The following is a 22,649-nucleotide window of genomic DNA, read 5'->3' as shown; positions in this document are numbered from 1 at the left end:
GCCGCCGGACGGTGCCGATCGGGCCTGTCGCCTCAGGCGGCCGGGCGCTGGAGGGCGCGGGGCGGCCAGCGGCGGCCTTCGTCCTCGGCGTCGGCGACGCGCTGCTTGAGCTCGGCGATCTCGGCGCGGGCGGAGCCGAGCTCCCATTCGGCGCGGCGGGCGGCGCGGCGCCAGCGGCCCTGGCCGAGCCAGGTGGCGATGCCGCCGACCAGCACCCCGAAGGCGACGAGGCCGATCACCAGCACGAACAGCGGCACCTGCACGGCGTGGCTGAGGTCGCCCGGGTTGAAGGCGTCCAGCGAGATCGGCACGGCGTGGCGGTTGACCAGGGCGAGCGCCACCAGCGCGATCGCCAGGGGAACCAGGACGACGACGGCGAGAATCTTGCGGATCATGTCGAAATCACTTTCGTTCGAAGCAGGGTCGCTCAATTCGGAACGGAACGGTCGCGACAGGGACGCGGACCGGCCGGCCTCACGCCTGCGGCGGCTCCGGACGGTTCAGCCGCTCGCGCATCTCCTTGCCGGTCTTGAAGAACGGCACGCATTTCTGGTCGACCTCGACGTGCTGGCCGGTGCGCGGGTTGCGGCCCGTGCGGGCCGGCCGCTCCTTCACCGAGAAGGCGCCGAAGCCGCGCAGCTCGACGCGATCGCCGCGGGCGAGCGCCGCCGTGATCTCGTTGAGGATGGCATTGACGATGTTTTCCACGTCCCGCTGGTAGAGATGCGGGTTCTGCGCCGCGATGCGCTGGACGAGTTCCGATTTGATCATCTGCCGTTTCCGCCGATCAGCGACGAGATCAGGAGAGCACCGGCATCGGCGTCCACCGACGATGCCCCTGCACGGGAGCCCGACGGCGACACCGGTCCGCCCGGCTGTCGAGCCGCCGCTCAGTCCGACGCCGCAGGGTGCCAAAGCGCCAGCAGACCGTCAAGACTAAGGCGTTCAAAAGATTGGATTGTCCCGGTGCCCACCAGGGCCCGGGCGAGCGGCCCGAGGCCGACCGCCTCGGCCAGCGCCGTGCTGCCGAGATGCAGGAAGGAGAGGTCGCCGAGGCGCGCCTCGAGCTTCCAGTCGCGCACCGGCAGCTTGGGATCGATGCCCTTCTGCTTGGCGAGCCAGGCGACCGCCGTCTCCTCGGTGCCGATGGCGTCGACCAGCTTGAGCTCGACCCCCTGCCGGCCGGTGAACACCCGGCCGTCCGTGACCCGGGCGAGCAGCTCGCCGTCGATGCCGCGGCGCTCCTTCACCATGCCACGGAACCAGTCGTAGGAATCGGCGACCAGGGCGGCGATCGCGGCGCGCGCCTCCGGGCTGGTCGGCTCGAAGCCGTTGGGCGCCGCCTTGAGGGGCGACGACTTCACCTCCTCCAGCTTGATCCCGATCGTCTTCATCAGGTCGGCGACGTTGGGGTACTGGAACAGCACGCCGATCGAGCCGACGATCGAGTTCCCCTGGGCGACGATGTGGTCGGCCGCCATGGCGGCGATGTAGCCGCCCGAGGCGGCCATGCCGTCGACGACGACGACGGTCGGCTTGGTCTCGGCGACCTTGCGCAGCGCCGTGTGGAGCTGCTCGGAGCCCGCCGTGGTGCCGCCGGGGCTGTCGATGTGGACGATCACGGCCCGGGCGGCGCGCGACTTGGCCAGCCGCTCCAGCGCCTCGACCCGGTCCTGGTCGTTGCGGATCACCCCCTTGATGCTGACCCGGGCGATCTGGGCCGAGCCGGGCCCGCCGAAGCCGAGATCGGCGCGCCCGCGCAGGGCGGTGGCCACGGCGACGACGCCGGCCACCGCGACCAGCACGGCGAGGACTCGCCAGAAGGTGAGCTTGCGCCGCATCCGGCGGCGGTCGACGAGAGCATCGGCGTCGAGCGACATTCGGGTCCTTCCTGGTCGGTCCATGCGGCCGGGCGGCTCGTCGCCGGTCCCGGCCGGCGGCCGGCCCGCGGACCGGCACGGCATCCCCGGCCCCGCCATTATGCACGAATCCGGGCGCCGAAAAGGCGAAACCGGCCGCTCGCGCGGCCGGTTCCTGAACAGTCCGTTGATCGGGCCGGTCGTCGGGGCGTCGCCCCGCGCGGCCCGGGGCCTCGCCCCGGGCCGGATCGGTCGCCGGTCAGTCCTTCTTCTCGTTGGCGCGCTTGAGCGCGGTGCCGAGAATGTCGCCGAGGGTGGCGCCGGAGTCGGACGAGCCGTACTGGGCGATCGCCTCCTTCTCCTCGGCCACCTCGAGCGCCTTGATCGAGACCTGCACCTTGTGCGACTTGCGGTCGAACTGGGTGACGCGGGCATCGACCTTCTGGCCGACCGCGAAGCGGTCGGGGCGCTGCTCGGAGCGGTCGCGGGCGAGCTCGGAGCGCTTGATGAAGGCGGTCAGGTCGGTGCCGACGATCTTCACGTCGATGCCGCCTTCCTTCACCTCGACCACCTCGCCCGTCACCACGGCGCCCTTGCGGACGTCGCCGGCCTCGGCGAAGGGGTCGCCCTCGAGCTGCTTGATGCCGAGCGAGATGCGCTCCTTCTCGACGTCGACGTCGAGCACCTGGGCGCGGACGTGGTCGCCCTTCTTGAACTCCTCGATCACCTGCTCGCCCGGACGCTTCCAGTCCAGGTCGGAGAGGTGGACCATGCCGTCGACGTCGCCGTCGAGGCCGAGGAACAGGCCGAACTCGGTCTTGTTCTTGACCTCGCCCTCGACCACGGCGCCGGGCGGGTACTTCTCGACGAAGACCTCCCACGGGTTCCGCATGGTCTGCTTGAGGCCGAGCGAGATGCGCCGCTTGACCGGATCGACCTCGAGCACCTGCACCTCGACCTCCTGGGAGGTGGAGACGATCTTGCCCGGATGGACGTTCTTCTTGGTCCACGACATCTCGGAGACGTGGATGAGGCCCTCGATCCCCGGCTCCAGCTCGACGAACGCGCCGTAGTCGGTGATGTTGGTGACGCGGCCGTTGAGCCGCGTGTGGACCGGATACTTGGCCTCGATGCCCTGCCACGGATCGGCCTGAAGCTGCTTCATGCCGAGCGAGATGCGGTGGGTCTCGTGGTTGATCTTGATGATCTTGACCTTGACCTGCTGGCCGATGTTCAAGACCTCGGACGGGTGGTTCACACGCCGCCAGGCGATGTCGGTCACGTGCAGCAGGCCGTCGATGCCGCCGAGGTCGACGAACGCACCGTAGTCGGTGATGTTCTTGACCACGCCGTCGATCACCTGCCCCTCTTCGAGGTTCTGGACGAGCTCCTGGCGCTGCTCGGCGCGGGTCTCTTCCAGCACGGTGCGGCGCGACACCACGATGTTGCCGCGGCGGCGATCCATCTTGAGGATCTGGAACTGCTGCGGGACGTTCATCAGCGGCGTGACGTCGCGGATCGGACGGATGTCGACCTGCGAGCGCGGCAGGAAGGCGACGGCACCGTCGAGGTCGACCGTGAAGCCGCCCTTGACCTGGTTGAAGATGACGCCCTGGACCTTCTCGTTGTTCTGGAACGCGCGCTCGAGCTTGCCCCAGCTCTCCTCGCGGCGCGCCTTGTCGCGCGACAGGACCGCCTCACCGAGCGCGTTCTCGACGCGCTCCAGGTAGACCTCGACGGTGTCGCCGACCTTGACCTCGTTCTGCCGTCCGGGACCCATGAACTCCCGGAGCGCCACCCGCCCCTCGGTCTTCAGCCCGACGTCGATGACCGCGAGGTCCTTCTCGATCGCGACGACGGTTCCCTTGATGACGGTGCCTTCGTGCAGGTTGCCCTGGGTGAAGGACTCCTCGAGCATGGCCGCGAAGTCTTCGTGAGCGGCGTGCGTGGCGTGAGCGGTCTGAGCCATGAAGTCTCCTGACGGGACAGCCGGCGGGCTGGTGTTGACGAAATGTCCGTGTTGACCGCTCGGGCCGAAGGCCCCGTAGCCTTCGGCTGCCACGCCGTCGCGCGCCTCTCCCATAAGGGACGGAGCGGGAAGGCATGGGCCGGCCCGATCTACCGAGCGGTCGGGACATGCTGGGTCCGGGTGCCGCAGCATGGAGGTGCCGCGGGAGCCGGATCGATCCCGAACCGGGACACGATCCGTTCAACGCCACCGGCCGGCCATGCCGGGAGGACGCGCGGGCGACTCCGGACAGGTCGGCAGGGGGACGTCACGCTCGGGGCGCTTCGAGGTTGTCGGCGGCCCGGACTGCCGCGTCTATATCGTATCGGGCGGGGTCGGAGCAAGGCGTCGCAATCGCGCCGGAACGCGTTAAGTTGAGGCGCCGACGTGCTGCGGCGCATGCGGCGCGGCCGCTCCGTCGCGCGCCCGGCCTGTCCGCTGCCGCAACCCTGGCGAGACTGCACGAGCCATGACCGTCCTCGAGGTGCGACATCTCACGACCTACCGGTACCGGCGGCCGGTCGGCTTCGGCGAGCACCGCATGATGTTCCGGCCGCGCGACTCCTACGACCAGCGGCTGCTCGGGGCGACGCTGCGCATCACCCCCACCCCGAGCGCGATCCGCTGGGTGCACGACCCGTTCGGCAATGCCGTGGCGACCGCCCGCTTCGACGCGGAGGCCGAAGAGCTGGTGTTCGAGAACCGCATCTCGGTCGAGCACTTCCCCGATCCGGTGGACTTCCAGAGCGAGGACTACGCCAAGACCTACCCGTTCTCCTATGCCGAGGACGAGCGGCCCGACCTCGCGCCCTACATGGCCCGCCAGTGCCCCGACCCGGGCGGCGAGCTGGAGCGCTGGGCCCGCCGCTTCCTCGGCCTCGGCCAGGAGACCCCGACCGGCCGCCTGCTGATGACGCTGACGACGGCCATCGGCGAGAGCTTCGTCTACAACCGCCGCACCGAATCCGGCACCCAGGACCCGCTCACCACGCTGCGGCTCGGCCGCGGAACCTGCCGGGACTTCGCCCTGTTCATGATGGAGGCGGTGCGGGCGCTGGGCTTCGCGGCGCGCTTCGTCTCCGGCTATCTCTACGTTCCCACCCGCGACGCGACCCGCCATCTCGGCGGCGGCTCGACCCACGCCTGGTGCCAGGTCTACCTGCCGGGCGCCGGCTGGGTGGAGTTCGACCCGACCAACGGGATCATCGGCAACCGCGACCTGATCCGGGTGGCGGTCGCTCGCCTGCCCTCCCAGGCGGTGCCGCTCACCGGCACGTTCCGCGGCAGCCCCGACGACGAGCTCGGCATGACGGTCGAGGTCCATGTGACCTCGGAGGACCCGGGAGCGGGGTGAGCCGAGCACTGCGTCGCGCCGCGGCGCTGGGCTTGGCACCTCGCTTGCATTTCGACGCTTGCATTTCGACGTCGAGACGACCGCGCCCCGCAACCGGAGACCCTGCCGCGTGAAAATCCGTGCCGGCTACGACATCGCCTTCGACTGCCCGCAGCCGACCCCGATGGTCCTTCTGCTCTCGGTGCATCCGTCCCGCCGCGGCGATCTCGTCACCCCGGAACGGATGACGTTCGATCCACCGCTCCAGCCGCGCACGTACCGCGACCAGTTCGACAATGTCTGCACCCGCCTCGTCGTCCCGGCCGGACGGGTGCGCTTCTCGGCGGACTTCGTGGTGAACGACAGCGGCGCGCCCGACGAGGTCGCGCCCGAGGCGGCGCAGATTCCCGTCCAGGACCTGCCGGACGACACGCTGATCTACCTGCTCGGCAGCCGCTACTGCGACACCGAGCACCTGGCCGAGCAGGCGTGGGCGCTGTTTTCCGGCTCGCCGCCCGGCTGGGGCCGCGTGCAGGCGATCTGCGACTACGTCCACGACCACCTCGCCTTCGGCTACTCGCACGCCCGCGCCACCCGCACGGCGGCCGAAGGCCACGCCGAGCAGCGCGGCGTGTGCCGCGACTTCGCCCATCTCGCCATCACGTTCTGCCGCTGCATGAACATCCCGGCGCGCTACTGCACCGGCTATCTGGGCGACATCGGCGTCCCCGAGGACCCGCAGCCGATGGACTTCTCGGCGTGGTTCGAGGCCTATCTGGGCGGCCGCTGGTACACGTTCGACGCCCGCCACAACGTGCCGCGCATCGGCCGGATTCTGGTCGCCCGCGGCCGCGACGCCACCGACGTGGCGATCTCCACCTCGTTCGGCCGCGCCGACCTCGCCAACTTCACGGTGATCACCGAGGAGGTGGAGTAGAGCCCCGAACCGCCGAGGTCCCCTCGCCCCGCGTGCGGGGAGAGGGAACAGGCGACGCTCGTCAGCCCCGCCGTCCCTCCACCAGCGCGATCGCCGCGGCGACGGCGGCATCCACGTCCAACGCGGTGGTGTCGAGCACATGCGCATCGGCGGCGGCGACCAGCGGCGCCACGGCGCGGCCGGAGTCGCGCTCGTCCCGGCGGCGGATGTCGGCCAGCACCTCGGCCTCGCTGGTCGGCAGGCCGCGGGCGGAGAACTCCAGCCAGCGGCGATGCGCCCGCGCCTCGGGCGAGGCGGTGACGAAGATCTTCACGTCGGCGTGCGGGCAGATCACCGTGCCGATGTCGCGGCCGTCGAGCACGGCGCCGGGCGGCGTCGCGGCGAACTCCTGCTGGAAGTTGAACAGGGCGGCGCGCACCTCCGGAAAGGCCGAGACGACCGAGGAGGCCTCGCCGACCGCCTGGCTCTTCAGCACCGCCTCGTCGAAACCGGTCGGATCGAGTGCCTGCGCGGCCGCCGCCGCCGTCTCGCGGTCGTCCGCGGCGTGGCCCGCGGCGAGCACCGCATGCGCCACGGCGCGGTACAACAGCCCGGTGTCGAGATGGCGCAGCCCGTAATGGGCGGCGAGGCGCTTGCCGAGCGTGCCCTTGCCGGAGGCCGCCGGCCCGTCGATGGCGATGATCATCGGTGTCGTTCGTTGCATGCGGACCGTGCCGGTCGGGGGCGGCCCGGCACCCCTTCGGGGCGGCAGGCTATTCCATGCCGGCCGCAGTTCTGCAATATCCCCCCGCCCGGTTGTGCCCGGGACATGCGCGGGGGACATTCATGGACGCGGCCGCACGACGCCTCGACAGCTTCAAGCAGCTCCTGGACCATGCCCGCGAGCGGCTGTCGCTCGACATCGGCTTCGTGCTGTGGGACGGCGCCCGCGTGCCGGCCGACCTTCCCGCCGACGCGCTCGCGGTGCGGATCGCCGACGAGGGCGCGGTCGCCGCGATGGTGCGGCGGCCGAACCTGGAGACCCTGGCCAACCTGTGGGCGGCCGGCCGCATCGCCCTGGTCAACGGCACGATCTTCGACCTGGTGAAGCAGCGCCCGCGGGTGCGCACCAAGGACTTCCTCAAGACGCTCGACAAGACACTGACGCTCACCACGGCGGCGCGCTTCTTCCCGGTGTCGCGCGGCGGCCCGTGGCCGCTGGAGGAGCAGCCGGGCGAGAAGCCGAGCAGCGGCGCGCCGTCCGAGAACAAGAAGAACATCGCCTATCACTACGACGTCTCGAACGCCTTCTACGCGCTCTGGCTCGATCGCGAGATGGTCTACACCTGCGGCTACTGCACCGACTGGGACAACGACGTCGACACCATCCAGCGCGACAAGCTGGAGCACATCTGCCGCAAGCTGCGCCTGAAGCCGGGCGAGCGGCTGCTCGACGTCGGCTGCGGCTGGGGGGCGCTGTCCTGCTACGCCGCCCAGCACTACGGCGTCACGGCGCACGGGGTGACGCTGTCGGAGCAGCAGGTCGCCTTCGCGCAGGAGAAGATCCGCCGGCTCGGGCTCGAGGACCGCGTCCGGATCGAGCTGCGCGACTACTCCACCGTGGACGGCCAGTACGACAAGGTCGCGGCGATCGGCATCCAGGAGCACATCGGGATCGACAACTACCCGACCTATTACGACACCGTGAACCGCGTGCTGGTGCCGGGCGGGCTGTTCCTGCACCACGCCATCACCCGGCCGGCGAAGCGCGACGACAGGACCTTCCGCAGGAAGCGTGCCGAGTTCGCGCTCCTGACCAAGTACATCTTCCCGGGCGGCGAGCTCGACCACATCGGCAACACCGTGACGATGCTGGAGCGCCACGGCTTCGAGGTGCACGACGTCGAGCAGCTGCGCGAGCACTATTGGAAGACCTGCCGGCTGTGGCACGACCGGCTGCTGGCGAACGAGGCCGCCGCCATCGCCGAGGTCGGCGAGGTCAAGACGCGGATGTGGATCGCCTATCTGGCCGCCTGCGCCATCGCGTTCGAGCGCAACACGGTCGGCCTCTACCAGACGCTCGCCTCCAAGCGCCGCCGCGGCCCCTCCGGCCTGCCGCCGACCCGGGCGGACCTCTACCGCGACGCCCCGGCCGGGCCGCCGGCGCCCGAGCCCGCGCCGTCCGCGAGCGGCGGCCGTCCGACGCCGGTGCGGTCGAGCGTCCGGCCGCGGTAGGGTCGCGCACCCCTCCACGCCGTCGTGGCCGGGCTTGTCGCGGCCATCCACGCGTTCGCGCACGACGGGCATCGGAAGACATGGATGGCCGCGACAAGCGCGGCCATGACGACCTTCCTGCCGAGACCGGGCCCTACCCGATGTCGGCGCCGAGCCCGCGCATGGTCTCGACGAAGCCGGGGAAGCTGGTGGCGATGAAGGCGGCGTCGTCGACGGCGACCGGCTTCTCGCTGGCGAGCCCCATCACCAGCGCCGACATGGCGATGCGGTGATCCATGTGGGTGGCGACGGTGCCGCCGCCCGGCGGCCGCCCCCGGCCCCCCACGCCCTCGACGATCATGTCGTCGCCCGAGATCTCCACCGGCACGCCGTTGACGCGCAGCAGATCGGCCGTGGCGGCGAGCCGGTCGGATTCCTTCACCCGCAGCTCCTTCAGGCCACGCATGACGGTGGTGCCGCGCGCGAAGGCGGCCGCGACGGCGAGCACCGGATACTCGTCGATCATGGCCGGGGCGCGCTCGGGCGGGACCTCGACGCCGACGAGATCGGAGAAGCGCACCCGCAGATCCGCCATCGCCTCGCCGCCGTCCTCGCGGCCGTCGACCGCCTCGATCGACGCGCCCATCTCGCGCAGCGTGGTGATCAGCCCGGTGCGCAACGGATTGGTCATCACGTTCTCGAGAATCACGTCCGAGCCCGGCACCAGCAGGGCCGCCACCAGCGGGAACGCCGCCGAGGACGGATCGGCCGGCACGACGACGGCCGCGCCGGCGAGCTCCGGCTGGCCCGACAGGGTGATTCGGCGCCCGTGCGGCCCGTCCGGCACGACGCTCAGGGTCGCGCCGAAATGGGCGAGCATCTTCTCCGTGTGGTCGCGGGTCGCCTCGCTCTCGATCACCACGGTCTCGCCGGGCGCCGCGAGGCCGGCGAGCAGCACGGCCGACTTCACCTGGGCCGACGGCACCGGGGTCGCGTAGACGATCGGCAGCGGGTCGCGGGCGCCGGCGAGCCACACCGGCAGGCGGTCGCCCTCGGCGGCCTGCACCACGGTGGCGCCCATCCTCACCAGCGGATCGAGGATCCGGCGCATCGGCCGGCGGCGCAGCGAGGCGTCGCCGTCGAACACGGCGGTCACCGGGCAGCCGGCGACGGCGCCCATCACCAGCCGGCAGCCGGTGCCGGAATTGCCGAAATCCAGCGTCTCGGGCGGCGGCGCGAAGCCCCCCACCCCGACGCCGTCGACGCTCCAGGCGCCCGGGCCGGTGCGCACCACGGTGGCGCCCAGCAGGCTCATCGCCTTGCCGGTCGCCAGCACGTCCTCGCCCTCGAGCAGGCCCGTCACGGTGGTGCGGCCGACCGCGAGCGCGCCGAGAATCAGCGCCCGGTGCGAGATCGACTTGTCGCCCGGCACGCGCACGCACCCGGTCAGCGGACGGGCGCCGCGGGCGGCGAGCGGCATGAGGGCGGCGGTCGAGGACATGGCGGAGGCCCCGTGAACGGCGGCGGAAACGCATCGGAAGGCGGCGATCTCTTATCCAGGATCGCCCCCGCCGCCCACTGGAATCTTGCCGCGGGGCCGGGGCCGGCCGGAACGCCGGCGCGCGGCCTTCCGCCGGCGGGGCGGCGGCCCCATATGGCGCACGGCGCGGCGTGCAGCCGGGCGGCGCGGGAGCGACGCCCGCGAATCGGCCGAAGAAACGCCGTCCGACCGTGCGCCGCCGCTATTGACACCGGACCATCGAGTCGCCAGAGGGATGGTCCGTTTTTCCGACGTCCGCTTCAAGGATTTCCGACCGTGGCAAAACCCGAGCTCGGTACGAAACGCCTCTGCGCCTCGTGCGGCGCCAAGTTCTACGATCTGTCGAAAGACCCGATCGTCTGCCCGAAATGCGGCACCGTCTACGAGGTGGCGCTGCCGGTGGCGCCGCGCGGCGGCCGCCCGGACACCGCCCGGATGGCGGCCGAGACCGAGCTGCCGGAGACCACCGAGGCCGAGTTCGTGTCGCTCGAGGAGGCCGATGCCGAGGCCTCCGGCGGCAAGAAGGTGCCGGTCGGCGAGGACATCGCCGACGTGGACGACGACGTCGACATCGACGAGAGCCTCGACGACGCCGCCTTCATCGCCGAGGACGAGGAAGAGGACACCGACGTGTCGGAAATTCTCGGCGGCGACATCGAGGACGAGGAAGAGACTTGAGGTCGGCGGCAAAGTGTGGTTCTAAGCGCGGCGCCGACGCGCCGGGCGCTCCGACGAGGGGCCTTGAACCGGACGGCGCCCGGGCCTAGAAGGCTCGGACCGAATCCCCGGCGGACGCACCGCCGATCGGCCGCAAGGCCGGCGGAGGACCGCGGGGACAGACTTTCGACACGGAGTTCCCAAGCCCGTGTCGCGCGTGGGGCCATAGCTCAGTTGGGAGAGCGCTTGAATGGCATTCAAGAGGTCAGGGGTTCGACTCCCCTTGGCTCCACCAACCTCCTGCTCCAGCAACTCTCTGCTCCAGCAACTCCCTGAAGCCTGACTTTCCGACAGCGACGGGACGCCCGGCGACGGGACGCTCGGCGCTGTGACCGATTCAGGCCCGGTGCGTCACGATTCAGGCCCGGTGCGTCGCGGGCAGCCGCCCGGCGAACCGCACCGCCGGCGCGCCGGCCGGTCGCGAATCACTCCACCAGCAGCGCCGCGAGGTCGGCCCGCGCCCGCCCGCGCTCCGGCGGCGGCGCGCGCAGCTCGTCCTGCACCACCGCGACGAATCGGCGGGCGACCGGCGAGGGAGCCGGGGCCCGCACCGCCAGCATGAGGCGGCTCTCGGCGTCGCTCGAGGCGAGCGGGCGGGCCACCACCCCGGCCATGCCGACCCGGGCGTAGCAGTCGGGCAGCACCGAGACGCCGAGCCCGGCCGCCACCAGGCCCAGCACCGTGGTGAGCTCGCGGCTCTCCTGCACGACATGCGGCAGGAAGCCGGCCGCCGCGCACAGCCGCAGGGTCTGCTCGTGCACGCCGCAGCCGATCGGCCGCGACACCATGACGAAGTCCTCGGTCCGCAGCTCGGCCATGGCGACCGGCCCGGCGGCGCCGGCGAGCGGATGCGCCTCGGGCAGGAAGGCGGCCAGCCGGTCGCGCCAGACGGGCCGCAGGACGATCCCGGCCCGCGGCTGGACGCCGTTGGCGGGGCGCAGGATTCCGGCGTCGAGCCGGTCCTCCTCGAGGGCCTCGAGCTGGTCCCTCGTCGACATGTGCAGGAGCTCGATCTCGACCCGCGGATGAGTGGCCCGGAACGACCGCATGACGCGGGCGAAGACGCTCGACAGCGGCACCGAGCTGGTGAAGCCGAGGCGCAGCACGCCGGCCTTGCCCTCGGCCGACTGGCGCACCAGGGCGGCGGCGTCGTCCATCTGGCGGACCGCCCGGCGGGCGCTGTCGAGAAACAGCCGGCCGGCCTCGGTCAGCTCCACCCGGCGGCGGGTGCGCACCAGGAGGGCGGCGCCGAGCTCCTCCTCCAGCGCCTTGATCTGCATGCTGAGCGGCGGCTGGCTGACGTTGAGCAGGCGGGCGGCGCGGCTGAAGCTGAGCTGCTCGGCCACGGCGATGAAGTAGCGCATCTGGCGGTCGTTCATCGATCCATATCCGATCCGAATAACCGGCGCCCTTAGAACATATTGGACCGTATCAGTAGCGGCCCGGTAGCGTCGCGGCAACACGGGCGATCGCGCCGCGCGCCGCCGGTCCGGGACGCGGCTCCGACCGTGCCGCGTCGCCGGCCGGCCTTCCCTGCCCGGCGCCTGCGCGCGCTCCGAATTCTCCGCGTTTCCGATTCTTCGCCTCGTCCAGCATCGGCCCACCCCGATCGCCTCCCACCGCAGGAACAGGTCGCGCCATGTCGACAGTCTTCCGGTTTCCGCTCCGCGCCCGGCGCGCGGCCCTCGCCGCCGCCCTCGTCGTCCCCGTCGCCGCCGCCCTCGCCGCCGTCTCGTCGCCCGCCGCCGCCCAGGCGGACGCGGCGAAGGACTGGCCGGCCCGCAACGTCCGGGTGATGGTGCCGTTCGCGGCCGGCGGCCCGGCCGACCTGGTGGCCCGCGAGGTCGCGGCCCGCATGGGGGAGGATCTCGGCCGCGCCTTCATCATCGAGAACCAGGGCGGCGCCGGCGGCAAGCTGGCGGTGCTCAACGTCGCCCGGGCCGAGCCGGACGGCTACACGCTGCTGTTCCCCGCCTCCGGCAACGTGGTCAGCCATCCGCTGGCCGAGCGCGACATGAGCACGGTCGAGCAGCTGGTGCCGATCGGCCTCGTCTCCACCAGCGCGCACGTGCTGGTGATCGACCCGAAGCTGCCGATCCGGACCATGGCGGACCTCGTCGCCTACGCGAAGGCCAATCCGGGCAAGCTGCATTTCGGCTCGGCCGGCACCGGCGCGGTCGCCCATCTCGGCATGGAGATGCTGAAGATGACGGCGGGAATCGACATCGTGCACGTCCCCTATCGCGGCACGTCGCAGGCGATCGTCGACGTGATGTCGGGCCAGATCCAGGCGACCTTCTCGTCGATGCCGTCGCTGCGCGGCATGATCGACCAGGGCACGCTGCGGGCGCTCGGCATGACGGCGAAGAGCCGCGGCGACGCCGGCCTGCCGCTGATCTCCGACACGGTGCCGGCCTTCGGCTACACCACCTGGTACGGCCTGTTCGCCCCCAAGGGCACGCCGCCGGCGATCATCGACAGGATCAGCGCGTCGCTGAAGAAGGCGCTGTCCGACAAGGCCCTGCAGGAGAAGCTCGCGGTGCAGGGCATGGACCTCGAATGGAGCACCCCGGCCGCGCTCGATGCGCTGATGAAGCAGGACATCGCGAAGTGGTCGAAGGTGATCGAGGCGGCCAACATCCGCCTGAAGTGATCACGTCCACGACGACCGCCCGCGAGACCGAGATGATCATCGACTGCCACGGCCACTACACCACGGCGCCCGCCGCCCACGAGGCGTGGCGGGCCGAGCAGCTCGCCGCCGCGGCGGCGGGACGCCCCGCCCCGCCCTACCCGGCCATCACGGACGACGAGATCCGCGCGAGCATCGCGGCCGGCCAGCTTGCCATCCAGCGGCAGCGCGGCATCGACCTCACGCTGTTCTCGCCCAAGGCCTCGGCGATGGGGCACCATCTCGGCGACGCCGCGACCAGCGCCGTGTGGACCCGGCACTGCAACGACCTGATCCACCGGGTGTGCCGGCTGTTTCCGGACAACTTCGTCGGCGTCGCCCAGCTGCCGCAGGCGCCCGACGCGGCGCCGGCCGACTGCGTCGCCGAGCTGGAGCGCTGCGTGACGGAGCTCGGCTTCGTCGGCTGCAACCTCAACCCCGACCCGTCCGGCGGCCACTGGCGCGGCGTGCCGATGACCGACCGCGCCTGGTATCCGCTCTACGAGGCCATGGTGGCGCTCGACGTGCCGGCGATGATCCATGTCAGCGGCTCGTGCAACTGCAACTTCCACACCACCGGCGCCCACTACATCAACGCCGACACCACGGTGGTGATGCAGCTCGTCGCCGGCGACCTGTTCAGGGACTTTCCGAAACTGAAGCTGATCGTCCCGCACGGCGGCGGCGCCGCGCCCTATCACTGGGGCCGCTATCGCGGCCTCGCCCGCCAGCTCGGCCGGCCGACGCTCGACCGGCATCTGATGAGCAACCTGTTCTTCGACACCTGCGTCTACCACCAGCCCGGCATCGACCTGCTGACCCGGGTGATCCCGGCCGACAACATCCTGTTCGCCACCGAGATGCTGGGCGCCGTCAAGGGCGCCGACCCGGAGACCGGCTTCGACTTCGACGACACCGGCCGCTACGTCACCGCCGCCCCGGCCCTGGACGCCGCGGCGCGGACGAAGATCTTCGAGACGAACGCGCTGAAGGTCTACGGCCGGCTCCCCGCGCAGATCGCGCGGCAGCGATCGTAGCCCCCGATCGCAGCCTGCGAAGCGCCGCGACGGATCGACCCCGGCCGGGTGTTCGACCTGACTCGGCCGTGCGAGCGGGTCGCCGAAGGTCGCCGCGCCGCGGCCGGTGTCACGGCGGCCGGCGTCACGGCGGGGCTTGGCGGAACGCCTCCCAGGCCGGCTTGCGGGAGCCGTCGGCGCGCAACAGGCCGAAGAAGTTCTCCTGGGTCGACGGGTCGGTGCCGGCGTCCTGGTAGGCGTAGACGATCAGCGGGCCGAGCCACGCCGCGCGCTGCTGCAGCCGGAACCCGTCGGCGATGATGGCGGCCTGCCGGGCCTCGTCGACGGCGCCGGGGCCGCCCGCCGTCGGGGCGCCGAACTCGGTCATCCAGATCGCCTTCGCGCCGTCGCCGTTCTTCACCATGATGGCGCGAAGATCGTCCATGGCGGTCCACCAGAACGCGCTGCCGTCGGTCGCCGAGGGCAGCGCCGGCGACACGTAGGGGTGATGGCCGACGTGATCGAAGAAGCCGCGCCCGCCGGCCCGGTAGACGCCGTCGAGAAAGGTCTGGGGCCGCATGTCGAGACCTTCGTCGGCGGCCGGGGCGAGCCCGGCCGTGATCACGGTGGCGCCCGGATCGGCCCGCTTGATCTCCGGATAGGCTGATTTCAGCAGGCCGGCATAGCGGGCCGGATCGGCGCCCGAGCGCCAGAACACCGAGCCGAGATTGGGCTCGTTCCAGATCTCCCAGTCGTGCACGCCGAAATGCTTGTAGCGCTGCGCCAGATAGCCGGCGAAGCGGCCGTAGTCGGCGGCGTCGACGGGCGGATGCAGCTTGGTGCCGGCGCCGCCATTCGCCCATTCGGGCGTGTAGTCGATGATGCCGAGAAGGCGCAGCCCGTGCGCCTGCACGGCGCGCGCGACGCGGTCGTGCGCCTCGACATTGTAGAAGTCGCGGCGCGGCTGCATGTGGGACCAGTCGAAATCGACCCGCACGAAGGTCACGCCGAGACGCACCATGTCGTCGAGCGTGGCGTTCAGCGCGTCGGCGCTCAGGCCGAACAGGTCGGCGGCGACGCCCTTGCGGCCGCCGGCCGGACTTGTCGCCTCCGAGCGCGGCCCGGCGGCCCGCTGCCCCGACCTGCCCTGTCCCGTCGTGGCGCTCCCCTGCCCCTGCGTGCCGGCCGCCGTCGCGACACCGGGGCGCGGCGGTTCGGACGCACCCGGCTCGTTCCAGCCGAGGCCGGCGACCAGCAGCACGGCGAGGACGAAGGCCGACAGGCGGCTGCGCTTCACGGAGGTCTCCTTGCGATGTCGCGCGCCGCCCCGCGGCGCCTCCGGCCCGGACGCCGCCCGCGCGCCCGGAGGATAGCGGGCGGACCGGACCGGTCAACCGAACGGCACGGCCGGCCGCACCGCCGCCGCGGGCGGATTTACCCTAATGCCAGGTTAAGCTGGTGGTCGCGGCGGCCCTGGCTATCGTCGGCGATACGCAGCGCATCGACCGCTGCGCCGGATCGCGGCGGCCGGTCGTGTCTCGCCACGACGGGGCCGACGACGTGAATCAGATCACCACGCACCATCGATCGTTCGAGCTCGACGCCGTCAAGGGCCTGGCGATCGTCCTCGTCGTGTTCGGCCACTGCCTGCGCGGCCTGATGGCCGCCGGGATCGTGCCCGAGACCTCGTGGCTGCACGCGCTCGACTACGTGATCTACACGTTCCATATGCCGGTGTTCTTCCTCGCCAGCGGCCTGTTCTTCCGCGCCCCTGCGCATCGGCTCGATCCCGGCTTCTGGCGCAGGAAGCTGATCACGATCGTGTATCCCTACTTCGTGTGGTCGATCCTCCAGGGCGCGGTGCTGATCCTGCTCAGCAACACCGGCGCCCTGAACAACCGGTGGGGCCCGGAGAATCTCCTGAGCATTCTCTGGATCCCGATCTCGCCGTTCTGGTTCCTCTACGCGCTGTTCGTCGGCACCGTTCTGGCCGTCGCGGTCGGCGGCACCGACCGGCGGATCGTGCTGACCCTCGCGCTGCCGGCGTTCCTGGCGTCGGCCCTGTGGGCACCGCAGCTCGTCGCCGACATCTTCTACGGCTTCTTCTGGTTCCTGGTCGGCATGATCGCGGCCGAGCGTCGCTGGCTCGACCGCATCCCCCGCTCGTTCGCCGCCGCCGCGCTCCTGTGCGCCGGCCTCGTCGCCGTCGCGCTGGCCTGCCGCGCCATGCAGGTGCCGGACCGGCTGGCCGTTCCGGCCGCGGTGCTCGGCATCGCCGCCACCGTGAGCCTGTGCGGCGCGCTCGGCCGCCACGCCGCCGCGGGGATGCCGTTCCGGGATCTGGTCCTCGCGGGACAATACTCGATGAGCGTGTTCGTGATGCACATCCTGGTGATGGGCTTCACCCGCGTCGTCCTGCTGCGCGTCCTGCATGTCGGCGACGTCGCGACGCTGCTCGGCGTCATGACGCTGGTCTCGATCGTCGTGCCGGTGCTGGTCCAGTTCGTCGCGGTCCGGCTCGGCATCGAGGCGTGGCTCGGCCTGCCGTTCTCGGCCCGCACCGACCGCCGCGCGAAGACGGCTCTCGCCCGAGGCTGACGCGGGGCGCGCCGCCTGCGCCGCCGACGCAGGTTCTTGCCGGGCGGTCCGGCGCCATGCACTATCGCCGCCTCCGACTGCCCCGGCCTCGACGCCGGCCTTCGAAAAAAGACGTCTCTGGGAGAGAAACGCATGTCACGCCGACTTCCGGCCCGCGCGCGCGGCGCGAGGCTCGCGCTCGCGACTGCCGCTGTCCTCACCATCGTTCCGGCCGGCGCGCAATCGCCGGCCCCACCCGCCCCCGCCGCGTCGCCCGCCCCGGCGGCGGGCGCGCCCGCCGCCCCCGCCGCCAGGCCGGGCGCGCTGCCCGGCGGCCGCATGGTCACCCAGGGGCAGGCCAAGGTGACGGTGGAGAACCTGTACAAGTGTCCGGTGACGGTCTCGAACCACCGGGTCAGCGCGGTCGGCACCATCACGGCGACCGACGGCACCGTGATCACCATGCCGGCCCGGGTGCAGTACGGCAAAGGCCCGATCGCCGCCGACCTCTACAACGAGTGCAATCAGGTGACGCCGGCCAAGAGTGCCGACGTCGACGCGTCCAAGGTGCCGGTGGTGGAGATCGATCCGGACGGCGAGGTGATCACGGGGTACGTCGTCGCCGACAACTACTTCGAATTCTACGTGAACGGAAAGCTGGTCGGCCTCGACCACACGCCCTATACGCCGTTCAACTCGGCCATCGTGAGGTTCAAGGCGAAGAAGCCCTACACGATGGCGTTCCTGCTGGTGGACTGGGACGAGCAGCTCGGCCTCGGCATGGAGCTGTTCATGGGCAATCCGCGCCATCCCGGCGACGGCGGCCTGATCGCCCGCTTCTCCGACGGCACCGTCACGGACTCGAGCTGGAAGGCGCAGACCTTCTACATCGCCCCGCTGAACACGCCCGACGAGGTCGTCGAGACCGGCAACGTGCACGACACCACGGCGCTCGGCCGCGTCCACCCGGTCGCCAAGAAGCCGCCCTGCGGCGACGCCTGCTATGCCGTGCATTACAGGATCCCGGACGGCTGGCAGGGCAAGGCCTTCGACGACGGCAAGTGGCCGCGCGCCTACGAGTACACCGACACGGATGTCGGCGTGCGGGCGCTGCCGGCCTACACGCGCTATCCCGAGCTGTTCGAGGGGTCGCGCTGGATCTGGTCGTCGAACCTGGTGTTCGACAACGTGGTGATCGCCCGCAAGACGGTGCGTTGACAACGGCGGCGCGGCGGGACCGGCCGCTTCGGCGGCGGTCCTGTTCAAACGAGCGACGAACCGCCTGCCCCGGTTGCCTCAAAGTATTGCATACTGTAGATTGAAATTTAGGCTCTATCAATCTAAGATGAGGCGCCCGGATGGCGAGACTCTTCATCGCAGCGGCGGCGCTCGCACTGCTTGCCTCGACGGTCCCCGTGGAGGCCCGGCGCCTGAGCGACCAGCCGAACTCCTGCTATCTGAACGGAAAGCGATATCGTGTCTGCCCGACATTGCGCGCCCCCGCGCAAGCCGGCCAACCACATGGCGGACTCCGGGCGATTCGCTCGAAGAAGCCGTGAGGACGCGGATCGCGACGTTCGGTCGCAGATTCTTGCATATGTCTGGCACGTGTTTCGCGGTGCGGCGGCCCGCGCGGCAGCCTTTTCCTTTTCCTTATTCCAGTTTGACCTAACGCAAGGCCGTGCCCCCGCCCGGAGGCGTCCACTCCCGCCGCACTAGTCCGCACCTGCAAATCATTATCGGAGTGGAGCCATGAGGACACTCTTGCTGGCCGCCACCCTGGTGGCGCTCGCCGGCATGCCGGCTTCGGCGAACGACCAGGCCCTCCTGAAGGACGCCCGGGACTACTTCAAGCCGATCCCCTCGATCGTGCCCGCCGTGAAGGACAACGCCGTCACGCGCGAGAAGGTCGAGCTCGGCAAGATGCTGTTCTTCGATCCGCGCGTCTCCGCCTCGCACCTGATCAGCTGCAACACCTGCCACAACCTGTCGATGGGCGGCGACGACAACCTCGAGACGTCGATCGGCCACGGCTGGGCCAAGGGCCCGCGCAACGCCCCGACCGTTCTCAACGCCGTGTTCAACAAGGCGCAGTTCTGGGACGGCCGCGCCGCCGACCTGAAGGCCCAGGCCAAGGGCCCGATCCAGGCCGGCGTCGAGATGAACAACACCCCCAAGGTGGTCGAGGAGACGCTGCGCAGCATCCCGGCCTACGTGACCAAGTTCAAGACCGCCTTCCCGAACCAGACGCAGCCGGTCACCTTCGACAATCTCGCGATGGCGATCGAGGCCTTCGAGGCGACCCTGATCACCCCGGCGTCGCGCTTCGACCAGTTCCTGGAGGGCAACGTCACGGCGCTCAACGCCACCGAGAAGGAGGGCCTGCGCCTGTTCATGGACAAGGGCTGCGTCGCCTGCCACCAGGGCGTCAATCTCGGCGGCGAGGAGTACTATCCGTTCGGCGTCGTCGAGAAGCCGGGCGCCACCATCCTGCCCGAGAAGGACCGCGGCCGCTTCGAGGTGACCAAGACGGCCGACGCCGACTACGTGTTCCGGGCCGGCCCGCTGCGCAACATCGCCCTGACGGCGCCCTACTTCCACTCCGGCAAGGTGTGGGACCTCAAGCAGGCGGTGGCCGTGATGGCGACCAGCCAGCTCGGCGCCAAGCTGACCGACAAGGAGATCGACGCGATCACGGCCTTCCTGGTCTCGCTCACCGGCGAGCAGCCGCGCGTCGAGCTGCCGATCCTGCCGATCAGCACCACCGAGACGCCGATGCCCAAGTGACGGTCGGAGCGGTTTCCGGTCGTGCTGAACAGGACTCGATCCCCGCTCGTCCCCGCCAAGGCGGGGACCCAGGGGCCGCAAGTCGTGGCGCCCTGGAGTCCCGCGTCCGCGGGACTGAGCGGAGCGTGGGTCGACGTCCGTGGAAACCGCTCCGGGCCGTGACGTCCCGGTCCGCGACACGACGATCGGCCGCGCCCGTGCGCGGCCGATTTCGTTTCGGCGCCGCGCTCGTGACACGCTCCCGCGGCGTTGCTACAGACGATCTTCCATCATGCCGGCCCCACGGCGTCGCCGAAGGGGCCGCGGGCGGCGCAGCGCCGCCAGGGGAGGACGTGACATGCAGACACCGCAGCGGCGGCCGGCGGCCGGCACCCGCGCGTCGTCGGGCGCGGGCGTGATCGCCATCGAGGAGCACTACTGGGACGCCGAGATGGCGGCGCTGTTCACCGGCGCCGAGGCGGCCCGCCCCGGCCCGCTCGCCGACCGGCTCGCCGATCTCGGCGCCGCCCGGATCGCCGCCATGGACGCGGCCGGCATCGACATGCAGGTGCTCTCGCACGGCGCGCCCTCCGCCCAGCGGCTCGCGGCCGAGGTCGCCGTGCCCCTGACCCGCCGGGTCAACGACCGCCTGCACGCGGCGATGGCGGCGCATCCCGGCCGCTTCGCCGGCTTCGCGGCGCTGCCGACCGCCGACCCGGCGGCGGCCGCCGACGAGCTCGAGCGCTGCGTCGAGACGCTCGGCTTCAAGGGCGCCATGCTGCACGGGATGGCGCACGGGCTGTTCCTGGACGACCGCCGGTTCCGGCCGATCTTCGAGCGCGCCGCGCAGCTTCGCGTGCCGGTCTACCTGCATCCCTCGCTGCCGCACGCGGCCGTGACGTCGGCCTATTACGACGACTACGCGGCCGACTTCCCGACCGTTGTGCGGCCCGCCTGGGGCTTTACGGTGGAGACCGCGACGACGGCGCTGCGGCTGATCCTCTCGGGCGTGTTCGACGCCCATCCGGGCCTGCAGATCGTGCTCGGCCATCTCGGCGAGACGCTGCCGTTCCTGCTGTGGCGGATCGAGAGCGCGCTCGCCCGGCCGGGCCAGAAGAGCATCGCGTTCCGCGAGATCCTGACCCACAATTTCCACGTCACCACCAGCGGCTTCTTCTCCACCCCGGCGCTGATGTGCTGCGTGATGGAGCTCGGCGTCGACCGCATCATGTTCGCGGTGGACTGGCCGTTCGTCGAGAACGCCCCGGCGGTCGACTGGATGGCCACGGTGCCGCTGTGCGAGGCCGACCGGCGCAGGATCCTCGGCGGCAACGCGAAGCGCCTGCTCGGGCTGTGAGGGAACGGACGATCGGCTCGCCGACGGTGCGGGGCGCGGGCAACGGCCCGCCCTCCGGGTCCCGGCGCGGGCCGCGGTCGGGAGTCCGGTCAGATCAGGCGCGGTGCGCGCGGCTTCACCACGCACCGACCCAGTGGCCGACGTCGTAGACGGCGGCCGCCATCACGCAGACGGCGAGGCCGCCCCAGACCAGCCCGAGGGAGAAGGTCCGGTTGGCGCGGATCAGGGTGTCTTTCTCGACCAGATGATGGGCCATGATGCTGGCCTCCGATGGTCCCCGGCGAAACGTCTCCGGCAGAAGAACCCGGCGAACGATCCTTAACGCGTGGTTTCAGTGTTCGTTCCACTCCACCGCGCGATAGCCCGCCCGGCGGCGCCCCGCAATCCGCAGTTGCACGAAGCCGCTGGCGCCGTCCGGGCACGGGCGGCGCCCGTGTCGGGCGAATTCGCCGACAGATGAGGATTCAGCGACGCGTCCGGGCGGCCGGGGCCGCGGCGGCCGGCGCCGTCTCGGTCGAGAACGGCGTGTAGGTCGGGAACACCAGCGCGGGGGCCGGCGCGACCGCCGGCGCCGGGCGGCGCGCCGCCACCCGCGGCTTCGCCGGCTTGCGCACCGCCGGCCTGGCGGCGCGCTTGGCGCGGACGACCGGCTTCGCCGCCTGCGGCGCCGCCCTGGCGGCCCGCCCGGCGGCCGCCGAGGCCGAAGCCGGCGCGACCGCTGCGACGGTGTCGGCCGGAGCCGCCTGCGGCTCGGGTGCGGCCGGTGCCGCCGCCGCTGCGGTGGCCGGCGTGTCCTGGACGTCGTCGCCGGGCAGCGGCAGGGCGATCGGCGGCGTCCGGCGGGCCGGCTCGGCGGCGAAGCCGAGCGCCGCCGGCGGCGCCTCCGCCGCGGCCGGAGCCGCAGCCGCCACCTCGGCCCCGGACAGCCCGGCGGGGCCGGCGGGGCCGGCGGGCACGGAGGGCCCGGAGGGCGCCGCGGCGACCGGCGGATCGCGCGGCGCCGGCTCGGGCGTCTCGGGAACAACGGCGCGGATCAGGTCGCCGAGCGGATCGGCGGAGGCCGGCCGCGGCGTGCGCCGGCCGCGCTCGTCGGCGGCGACCAGCGGCAGCGGCACGGCCCCGGCGGGTGCGGGCGCGACGGACTCGGTGGCGGCGGACTCGGTGGCGACGGACTCGGCTGCGGCGGATTGGGCTGCGATGGATTCGGCGGCCGCGTCGGCGACCGGCGCCGGTGCGGCGGGCGCCTCCGGCTCCGCGGCGGCGACGGCCGCGGCCGGCCCGGCCTCGGCGGCGCCCGCGGTGGCGGGCGCGGCTGCGGCCTCGGCCGCGGCGGCGATCGACGCCGGTGCGGCCGGCGCGGCGGGTGCGGCCGGCGGCGCGAGGTCGAGCGGCGGCATCGCCGCGATCATCAGCCGGCGCTGCGTCTCGTCGATCGGGATCACCGAGAGGCGCAGGAGATCGCGGCCGACCACCGGCACCTCGCCGATGCGGGTCACCGCCTCGGGATGGCCGACGAGGCCGCGCGCCGCGACCACCAGCACGAGGAAGACGGCCGCGATGGCGACCAGCATCAGCCGAAACGTCGGAAGCATGACGACCCCGCCCAGCGCCGCCGCGGCGCACCCTGTCCGCCCGAGACGGTCGCGGATCGATTCGCGGTCAGGCTAGCAGACTC

At 71.7% G+C, this 22,649-nt stretch carries 20 protein-coding genes and 1 tRNA gene; 11 read left to right on the top strand and 10 right to left on the bottom strand.

The window, feature by feature from the left end; all coding sequences use genetic code 11:
- Positions 1-32: 32 nt before the first annotated feature.
- The 4 genes from J2S22_RS28195 to rpsA all read right to left on the bottom strand — a co-directional run bounded on the left by J2S22_RS28195 (position 33) and on the right by rpsA (position 3,828).
- Positions 33-395, bottom strand: a complete 363-nt coding sequence (locus J2S22_RS28195) for a lipopolysaccharide assembly protein LapA domain-containing protein (protein WP_272777968.1) — start codon at positions 393-395, stop codon at positions 33-35.
- 79 nt (positions 396-474) lie between these two features.
- Positions 475-771 (bottom strand): integration host factor subunit beta, encoded by a 297-nt coding sequence (ihfB, locus tag J2S22_RS28190; protein ID WP_272777967.1) that lies wholly within the window; start codon positions 769-771, stop codon positions 475-477.
- A gap of 119 nt (positions 772-890) precedes the next feature.
- Positions 891-1,880, bottom strand: coding sequence for a signal peptide peptidase SppA (sppA, locus tag J2S22_RS28185; protein WP_272777966.1), 990 nt, complete (start codon positions 1,878-1,880; stop codon positions 891-893).
- A 238-nt stretch (positions 1,881-2,118) separates the two neighbouring features.
- Positions 2,119-3,828, bottom strand: coding sequence for a 30S ribosomal protein S1 (gene rpsA, locus J2S22_RS28180; RefSeq protein ID WP_272777965.1), 1,710 nt, complete (start codon positions 3,826-3,828; stop codon positions 2,119-2,121).
- Between the two features lie 508 nt (positions 3,829-4,336).
- On the opposite strand from rpsA, the gene J2S22_RS28175 reads away from it, so the two are divergent.
- Positions 4,337-5,221: a transglutaminase family protein gene (locus J2S22_RS28175; RefSeq protein WP_272777964.1), complete on the top strand. Its 885-nt coding sequence runs from the start codon at positions 4,337-4,339 to the stop codon at positions 5,219-5,221.
- Positions 5,222-5,330: 109 nt separating this feature from the next.
- The gene (locus J2S22_RS28170; protein ID WP_272777963.1) at positions 5,331-6,137 is read left to right on the top strand and encodes a transglutaminase-like domain-containing protein; all 807 of its coding nucleotides are present in this window, start codon (positions 5,331-5,333) and stop codon (positions 6,135-6,137) included.
- 61 nt (positions 6,138-6,198) lie between these two features.
- Here J2S22_RS28170 and cmk read toward each other — a convergent pair whose 3' ends face one another.
- On the bottom strand, positions 6,199-6,822 hold the full coding sequence (gene cmk, locus J2S22_RS28165; RefSeq protein WP_272777962.1) for a (d)CMP kinase: 624 nt from the start codon (positions 6,820-6,822) through the stop codon (positions 6,199-6,201).
- Between the two features lie 140 nt (positions 6,823-6,962).
- Between cmk and J2S22_RS28160 the strand changes: the two genes are divergently transcribed.
- Positions 6,963-8,351, top strand: a complete 1,389-nt coding sequence (locus tag J2S22_RS28160; RefSeq protein WP_272777961.1) for a class I SAM-dependent methyltransferase — start codon at positions 6,963-6,965, stop codon at positions 8,349-8,351.
- A gap of 133 nt (positions 8,352-8,484) precedes the next feature.
- Here J2S22_RS28160 and aroA read toward each other — a convergent pair whose 3' ends face one another.
- Positions 8,485-9,831 carry a 3-phosphoshikimate 1-carboxyvinyltransferase gene (gene aroA / locus J2S22_RS28155; protein ID WP_272777960.1) on the bottom strand — a complete coding sequence of 449 codons (1,347 nt, stop codon included), beginning with the start codon at positions 9,829-9,831 and terminating at the stop codon, positions 8,485-8,487.
- Between the two features lie 315 nt (positions 9,832-10,146).
- Here aroA and J2S22_RS28150 point away from each other — a divergent pair, with 315 nt between their 5' ends.
- Both J2S22_RS28150 and J2S22_RS28145 read left to right on the top strand, forming a co-directional pair.
- Entirely contained in the window at positions 10,147-10,548 is a 402-nt protein-coding gene (locus J2S22_RS28150) for a TIGR02300 family protein (protein WP_272777959.1), read from the top strand.
- A 198-nt stretch (positions 10,549-10,746) separates the two neighbouring features.
- Positions 10,747-10,822: transfer RNA gene (locus J2S22_RS28145), tRNA-Ala, on the top strand.
- A gap of 190 nt (positions 10,823-11,012) precedes the next feature.
- Here J2S22_RS28145 and J2S22_RS28140 read toward each other — a convergent pair.
- Positions 11,013-11,966 carry a LysR substrate-binding domain-containing protein gene (locus tag J2S22_RS28140; RefSeq protein WP_272777958.1) on the bottom strand — a complete coding sequence of 318 codons (954 nt, stop codon included), beginning with the start codon at positions 11,964-11,966 and terminating at the stop codon, positions 11,013-11,015.
- Between the two features lie 260 nt (positions 11,967-12,226).
- Here J2S22_RS28140 and J2S22_RS28135 point away from each other — a divergent pair, with 260 nt between their 5' ends.
- Both J2S22_RS28135 and J2S22_RS28130 read left to right on the top strand, forming a co-directional pair.
- A complete protein-coding gene (locus J2S22_RS28135) occupies positions 12,227-13,240 on the top strand; it encodes a Bug family tripartite tricarboxylate transporter substrate binding protein (RefSeq protein WP_272777957.1) in 1,014 nt (337 codons plus the stop codon).
- 32 nt (positions 13,241-13,272) lie between these two features.
- Positions 13,273-14,295, top strand: coding sequence for an amidohydrolase family protein (locus J2S22_RS28130; RefSeq protein ID WP_272777956.1), 1,023 nt, complete (start codon positions 13,273-13,275; stop codon positions 14,293-14,295).
- 124 nt (positions 14,296-14,419) lie between these two features.
- Here J2S22_RS28130 and J2S22_RS28125 read toward each other — a convergent pair whose 3' ends face one another.
- Positions 14,420-15,571 (bottom strand): glycoside hydrolase 5 family protein, encoded by a 1,152-nt coding sequence (locus J2S22_RS28125; RefSeq protein ID WP_272777955.1) that lies wholly within the window; start codon positions 15,569-15,571, stop codon positions 14,420-14,422.
- A 263-nt stretch (positions 15,572-15,834) separates the two neighbouring features.
- Here J2S22_RS28125 and J2S22_RS28120 point away from each other — a divergent pair, with 263 nt between their 5' ends.
- The 4 genes from J2S22_RS28120 (at position 15,835) to J2S22_RS28105 (ending at position 20,974) form a co-directional block, all read left to right on the top strand.
- Entirely contained in the window at positions 15,835-16,872 is a 1,038-nt protein-coding gene (locus J2S22_RS28120; protein WP_272777954.1) for an acyltransferase family protein, read from the top strand.
- A gap of 132 nt (positions 16,873-17,004) precedes the next feature.
- Positions 17,005-18,069: a hypothetical protein gene (locus tag J2S22_RS28115; protein WP_272777953.1), complete on the top strand. Its 1,065-nt coding sequence runs from the start codon at positions 17,005-17,007 to the stop codon at positions 18,067-18,069.
- A 534-nt stretch (positions 18,070-18,603) separates the two neighbouring features.
- Complete coding sequence (locus J2S22_RS28110) at positions 18,604-19,638, top strand: cytochrome-c peroxidase (protein ID WP_272777952.1); 1,035 nt, start codon at positions 18,604-18,606, stop codon at positions 19,636-19,638.
- A 337-nt stretch (positions 19,639-19,975) separates the two neighbouring features.
- Positions 19,976-20,974 carry an amidohydrolase family protein gene (locus J2S22_RS28105; protein WP_272777951.1) on the top strand — a complete coding sequence of 333 codons (999 nt, stop codon included), beginning with the start codon at positions 19,976-19,978 and terminating at the stop codon, positions 20,972-20,974.
- 115 nt (positions 20,975-21,089) lie between these two features.
- On the opposite strand, the gene J2S22_RS28100 is transcribed toward J2S22_RS28105, so the two are convergent.
- Together J2S22_RS28100 and J2S22_RS28095 are read right to left on the bottom strand one after the other, a co-directional pair.
- Positions 21,090-21,230 carry a hypothetical protein gene (locus J2S22_RS28100; protein WP_272777950.1) on the bottom strand — a complete coding sequence of 47 codons (141 nt, stop codon included), beginning with the start codon at positions 21,228-21,230 and terminating at the stop codon, positions 21,090-21,092.
- A 208-nt stretch (positions 21,231-21,438) separates the two neighbouring features.
- A complete protein-coding gene (locus tag J2S22_RS28095; RefSeq protein ID WP_307155901.1) occupies positions 21,439-22,566 on the bottom strand; it encodes a hypothetical protein in 1,128 nt (375 codons plus the stop codon).
- Positions 22,567-22,649: the final 83 nt, after the last annotated feature.

The organism is Rhodoplanes tepidamans (assembly GCF_030813915.1).
Classification (GTDB): Bacteria; Pseudomonadota; Alphaproteobacteria; order Rhizobiales; family Xanthobacteraceae; genus Rhodoplanes; species Rhodoplanes tepidamans.
Note: the sequence above shows the minus strand (reverse complement) of the source record. Positions and strands in the feature narration are given on the sequence as shown.